Consider the following 6,700-nt stretch of genomic DNA (forward strand, 5'->3'; position numbering starts at 1 on the left):
GCAGGGCTAATATTTGCAAACGTAGCCCTACCGCCTAAAAAGAGTTTGTAACTGATACTGAGCACTCGCTTTACTTTAATTGAGTAAAGCGAGTAAAACATTAAACTAAAAACAACTACCAAGTAGCAATTGAGGCCAATGCTAAATGTTTTAGCTCATTACATTGCACTTGAGTCAAACTCAAAAACCTCATAGTGATTCCAACGTAAAAACAGTTCAGCGCTTTCTAAATAACCTAAACTCTGGATAATAAATCTATCTCAAGCAGCTATTTTCAGCGCTAACTGCGTTGAATTTACTTGCAATAGGCTAGATATTTGCGTATTCACTGGTGCGTAAACTGCTTTGCTGAGCTTGAATAAGCCATAAAACAGCCAGCGACAGTAAAACCGATTTCCATTTCATTATTGCTCCGTTCCCTCTATGAGTAGAGGTATTTCATGCGTGTTTTTATTAATTTAATGATAAACCATATATTATTTTCTATTTCGGTTCAATCACTTACAAACAGCAGCCTTAGCTTATTAATAATAAAAGATGATAGTGAGGATTATTACTTGGCACTTCCCTATTGAACAAAAGTACTCAATAGGGAAGTAACTCACTTAGCGTGACCAGTTAGTTTTGGCAAGCTCTACAATCTCGTTTCCTTTGCCGTTTATCAGCGCTTTCATCATGTAAACACTAAAGCCTTTTGCTTGCTCTAATTTGATTTGCGGCGGCATTGAAAGCTCTTGTTTTGCAGTATCGACTTCTAAAACAACAGGTCCTGAGTGGTTCATCATCTCGTTCATTGCCGATGGTAATTTTTCAGGGTCATCCACATGAATCCCTTTTAAGCCGCAGGCCTGTGCAATGTTAGCAAAACTTGGGTTTTCTAAATCGGTATCGCTTGATAAAAACCCACTGGCTTTCATTTCCATAGCCACAAAACTGAGTGAGCGATTATTATAAACAACAATCTTTATTGGTAAATTAAGCTGCTTAAGTGAGATTAAATCCCCCATTAACATCGAAAAGCCACCATCACCACACATTGCGATGACTTGGCGGTCTCTATCTACAGATTGAACCCCCATTGCCTGCGACATCGCATTTGCCATAGAGCCATGATTAAACGAGCCAATTAAGCGACGCTTACCATTCATTGATAAATAACGCGCAGCCCACACTGTTGGCGTACCTACATCACAAGTAAAAACAGCATCGTCAGCCGCTTGCTCGTTTAGTAAACGCGTTAGGTATTGCGGGTGAATTAAATTTTGCGAGGTTTTGCCACTGGCTAGTTCATCGAGATCTTGTCGAGACTCTTTGTAGTTTTTAACACTTTTTTCTAAGTGCGAACTTGTCCGCTCACCTTTAATATAATCAAGCAGTGTGGTCACTGAATTTTTTGTATCGCCTAATACGCCACAGTCAATTTGCACGTGTCGCCCGAGTGACGCAGCCTGATTATCAATTTGCAATATGGTGGTATTTTCAGGATAAAAAGCACGATAAGGAAAACTAGTACCAATCATAAGTAACGTATCGGCTTCTTGCATTGCATGATAGCCCGATGCAAAGCCAATAAATCCGGTCATACCAACATCGTAAGGATTATCGTATTCAATAAATTCTTTACCGCGCATGGCATGCACAATTGGCGCTTGTAATTTTTCGGCTAGCGCAACAATTTCGTCGTGGGCATCCTTACAACCTGCACCACACAATAAGGTTACTTTTTTACTTTTATTAAGATGAGTCGCCATTGCTTCAATATCAGATAAAGCGGGAGTATGTGTTGCTGGCCTTGGCACGTTCCATTTTGGTTTGATAGCTTTAGGCATATCTTTTAATGCTATGTCGCCAGGTAGCACAAGTACACTCACGCCTTTATTTAATATTGCTTGTCGCATTGCTGTTTCTAGCAGGTACGGCATTTGCTCAGGGCTCGACACCATTTCACAATACACACTGCATTCTTTAAATAATTCTTGCGGATGGGTTTCTTGAAAATAACTACTACCAATTTCAGATGAAGGAATATGTGCGGCAATTGCTAATACTGGTACATTATTACGCTGACAATCAAATAAGCCATTAATTAAATGAAGGTTACCCGGCCCACAAGAACCCGCACACACCGCAAGCTCGCCTGATAAATGGGCTTCGCCACCAGCTGCAAATGCGGCAACTTCTTCATGTCGCGTTCCTAACCATTCAATTGTTCCCATTTTTCGCAGACTTTCACTAATGCCGTTAAGTGAATCGCCAGTTACTCCCCAAATACGTTTTACGCCTGCTTGTTCGAGGGTTTTTGTAATAAAACTTGCGATATTTTGACTCATAATATAGAACTCCTAAATATTCAGTTATTCTGTAAATTGATTTTTCGTCTCTGATCTATCAGGTAAGTCATCGTTTCGAAATGCGCTCAATTATTGAGAATCGATAAGCTTAAATATTTTGATAATGATAAATATATTACTACTGAGACTTTACTAACAAACGCCTATGCTTGCTGCGACCCCATACTGATACATAAAACATGAATGTCCGCTTTAAAGTGTTTATGAATATGCGGGTGCGAGATTTTTAGTGGCTTAACTATGAATATGTTATTATGCGCTCAATTATTTTACTGAATGCTTTTCTCTTACTTCTATGTCAAATTCTGCTTCTTGCTTTACATTATTTTCTCAAAATATTGATGCTCTCGCGCTTCCTGAAAAGTTTACTTTCCCTTTTTATTACGAGCCGCAACCATTAGCTGTAGCAGCCACAAAACAATTACAGCAACAACTTGAAACGTTAACGCATTTAAAAGCAGAAAATGCAGGTAAAATGTTTGGGGTTTTAGTGGTGCAAAATGTTAAGCAACAATTAGGCTTTTTAAGCGCTTATTCGGGACAAATTGAAGGTGATAAAGGCAATATTAGCTTTGTGCCGCCTGTTTCTAGCATGCAGCTGCAAGACGATACCTATTTGGCTCAAAGTAAAATAATTAACGATATTAATGCTCAAATTGAGCAATTAGAAAATAGCGAACAACTGCTTGAAGTTAATAGCAAACTTGATGATGCAACACAGAGCTACCAGCAAGCGCTATTAGCTCAACAGGCAGTAATGCAAGCCGGTCGTCAGCAACGAAAAATACAACGTACTGAAGGTGAATTAGAACTTAGCGAAAGTGATTTTGAGCAGTTAAAAAATAAGCTTGCAGGGCAAAGCATCGTAGAAAAAAAGCAACTGCTGGCACTTAAAGCCTATTGGCAAAATATAATCGAGTCACTGCAGCAAACACACATCAATATTTCTGATGAAATTGCTCATTTAAAAAAGCGCCGTAAAACGCTTTCTAAAAGCTTACAAAAAAAGCTATTTGCACAGTACCAATTTTTAAATGCAAATGGTGAAACTACAGATTTAAATGCTATTTTTGCAGCACTACCTGAGCACACTCCTCCTTCGGGTGCTGGCGATTGTGCAGCGCCTAAATTATTACAATACGCCTATAAACATGACTTAAAGCCACTTGCTATGGCAGAGTTTTGGTGGGGAGCAGCACCTAAATCAGTAATTAGGCAGCATAAGAATTACTACCCTTCTTGTTACAGTAAATGCCAACCAATACTTGGGCATATGCTAAAGGGTTTAGATGTTGAAGATAACCCGCTACTTATCAACCCAGCTCAGGGTAAAGATTTAAGTATTGTTTATAAAGATGACGACTTACTTGTGGTAAATAAGCCCGCTGAGTTTTTATCTGTGCCTGGCGTTAATATTGATGACTCAGTTTATATGCGAATCAAAACGCAGTTTCCAGAGGCATCAGGTCCACTAATTGTACACAGATTAGATATGTCGACTTCTGGATTATTGATGATTGCGCTTAATAAACGCGTGCACAAAGCACTGCAAAAGCAGTTTATTGAACGCACCATAGATAAACGTTATGTCGCATTAGTTAATGGTAACGTAGCTGAGGATAGCGGAGTAATTGATTTACCCTTAGTGCTCGACTTTGATGATAAACCGCGCCAAATGGTATGTTATAAACACGGTAAGCCATCACTTACTACCTGGCACGTTTTAGAGCGTAACAACAATATTACCCGATTACAGTTATATCCTAAAACAGGGCGAACTCATCAACTAAGAGTGCATTGTGCGCACAGTTCAGGTTTAAACATGCCAATTATAGGCGACACACATTATGGGAAAAAAGCCGATAGATTACATTTACATGCAGAATACTTAGCATTTACTCACCCAATTACACTTAAACGATTAGAATTTGAAGTAGCCGCAGATTTTTAACAAAAGCACATAAACCGCTACCACTAAAACGTACAAATATTGGCTTTTATTAATTAAATTGATATTGTTTATGGTCTTATTTTTTTCAATGATGAGTATAAGAAACAGTTCAAACCCAAGTTTATTAAGCAATGCGAAAAAGTATTTCAATAATAAAAATAAATCAGCAAAGGATTAACATGGCTAACAATACACAAATAAAGATTTTAGGTAATACTTTATGGGCAAAGTATATTGTTCTCATTTTATTTTTACTTCTAAGTAAGCTTGCCTCAGCTAACGGCGATTCATTAAGTGCAACTTTGCATGCGCTAGACTTTGAAACAACTCAAACCCTCATCAATAACATAAAACTAAATGAATTAGACTATCTTCAAAATGAAGACAAACTCACTCAAGCGTTTAAAATAAGCAAAGAGCAAAATTGGGAAAACCTTCATTTAGAAGCGGCCGCTTTGTATGCGGAGTTACTTTTTAGACAAGAAAAATACACAGCGTTAAATACTCACTTATCCTATTACTTAAAGAACAAAGAGTTACCAAATCAAAAAAGTGTATATTTATTATTTCTCGAATCACAACTCAAGTCTCTAGCGAGGGATCCAAACCCAGCTCCAGCACAAACGCTAGCCACAAAATTAGAAGAGAGCTTGCAACAGCATTCAACTAAAGAAAAAATCATTATTTTACGAGCACTTGCTTACTATTACACCGATACAGATGCATTGAAAAAGACCCTAAATGTTGCACTAGAGGGGTTAGAGTTAGCATTAAAAGATGACGATTCAGCATCTCAAGGATACTTTTTTAGAAAAATAGCCGATGCATATAATTATCTAAACGAAAAAGACAAAGCCGTATATTATGCAAAAAAAGCGGTTGCGGCATATGAGCAAACACAAGATGGGCTTTTTACCTCAAAAGCATATTGGAGCTTAGGCAATGTATTGCTGGAGATAAAAAAACCTAAAGATGCCTTAATATACCTAGATAAAGCATTGCTCTATTTCAAAAAAGTTAATATGCAAAAAGGCTTAACCTTTGCTCAGTACTCAATTGCTAGCATTGAGTACTTACAAGCCAACTACGATAAAGCTTTAACTTTAACTAAAGAGAACATTGAGCTTGCTCGTTCTGCAGGTGTTTATGATATGCAACTCGCATCGCTCATTTTGTTAGCTGACATATATATAAAACTAGATTTACTTGATCAAGCAAATGAAGCAAACGATGAGGTGTTTTTAAAATTAGATAAATTCAGCCGCAGTATTTATAAAGCCGATTTTTTAAGTAAACGCTATGAGCTAAAACGACGCCTTAACCACACTGACGAGGCTTTTGAAGCAATTGAACAAAAGCTCCTTTATACAAAAAAACACTACGAAGCAACCAGCGAAAACAATATAAAAACACTACAGATACAGTTTGAAGTAAAAGAAAAAGAAGAAAAAATACAGCAACTAGAGTACGCAAAAGATATTAGTGAGCTACAAGCTAAAGAAGAATATCATCAAAAAATAATTTGGCGACTTAGCGCTGCTATTGCGTTTATTTTAGTGATTGCTTCGTTATTTTTATTTTATCGACAAGCTCGACAACGTCAAAAGTATCACGATATTTCGTTAACAGATTACCTAACAAATTGCCCTAATCGCAGAGGAATAATGCGCGCAGCAGAAGCAAAACTTGGTGAAGGTAAAATGACTATAGCAATTGTTGACTTAGACTACTTTAAAAAAGTTAACGACCATTTTGGTCACGATGTTGGCGATTTAGTTCTTATTGCCTTTGCAAAAGCTGCAAGAGAAACACTCTGTGATGATCATCAGTTTGGCCGTTACGGCGGTGAAGAATGGTTATTTGCACTAAATACGGCTGATGAACGAATAATTCGCGATATATTTAACCGACTCGCCATTAGCTTCGCCAAGCATTGCAGTAATATAGAAGACTTTCCTACAGATACAAAAATCACTTTTAGTGCAGGAGCCTCTGTAAGTAGCCCTTTAAAAAGCACACTAGATATTCTTATTAAGCATGCAGATAAATTACTTTATAAAGCAAAAGAAAACGGAAGAAACCAAGTCGTAGTTGATTAAATAAACACAGCTAAAAGTATTGGCTCACTTACTTGACTAAAGTTCGTCTAAAACCATCAGTTTAATTTTATGTGCTTTCACAAAATGATCTAATTTATGGGTGTGTATCCACCAAGTAGCGGCCTCCATAAGTAGCTCTGGGTCGTCGTTTTTATTGGCAAAAAATGCATAAAAAGAAAGCCCTACATTTTCGCCTTTAGCTGCTATTTTTTTATCGCACACGGTAATTATTTTTGCTCTTAGTTCTTCCCTCATACATACCTTATTTAATTATATTTTTACTATTAAAATACGCCATT

Annotated in this window: 4 protein-coding genes; 2 read left to right on the forward strand and 2 right to left on the reverse strand. The window is 37.3% G+C overall.

From position 1 onward, the window contains the following. Positions 1–605: 605 nt before the first annotated feature. Positions 606–2,330: a ubiquinone-dependent pyruvate dehydrogenase gene (poxB, locus tag H5072_RS08945; protein WP_182693307.1), complete on the reverse strand. Its 1,725-nt coding sequence runs from the start codon at positions 2,328–2,330 to the stop codon at positions 606–608. A gap of 316 nt (positions 2,331–2,646) precedes the next feature. On the opposite strand from poxB, the gene H5072_RS08950 reads away from it, so the two are divergent. Then, positions 2,647–4,302: an RluA family pseudouridine synthase gene (locus H5072_RS08950; RefSeq protein ID WP_182693308.1), complete on the forward strand. Its 1,656-nt coding sequence runs from the start codon at positions 2,647–2,649 to the stop codon at positions 4,300–4,302. A 179-nt stretch (positions 4,303–4,481) separates the two neighbouring features. After that, the gene (locus H5072_RS08955) at positions 4,482–6,401 is read left to right on the forward strand and encodes a GGDEF domain-containing protein (protein ID WP_182693309.1); all 1,920 of its coding nucleotides are present in this window, start codon (positions 4,482–4,484) and stop codon (positions 6,399–6,401) included. Between the two features lie 36 nt (positions 6,402–6,437). Here H5072_RS08955 and H5072_RS08960 read toward each other — a convergent pair whose 3' ends face one another. Beyond that, the gene (locus H5072_RS08960) at positions 6,438–6,656 is read right to left on the reverse strand and encodes a DUF6500 family protein (protein ID WP_182693310.1); all 219 of its coding nucleotides are present in this window, start codon (positions 6,654–6,656) and stop codon (positions 6,438–6,440) included. Between the last annotated feature and the right edge of the window lie 44 nt (positions 6,657–6,700).

Origin of the sequence: Pseudoalteromonas sp. SR45-5 (genome assembly GCF_014163565.1) — a bacterium.
Taxonomy (GTDB): Bacteria; Pseudomonadota; Gammaproteobacteria; order Enterobacterales; family Alteromonadaceae; genus Pseudoalteromonas; species Pseudoalteromonas distincta.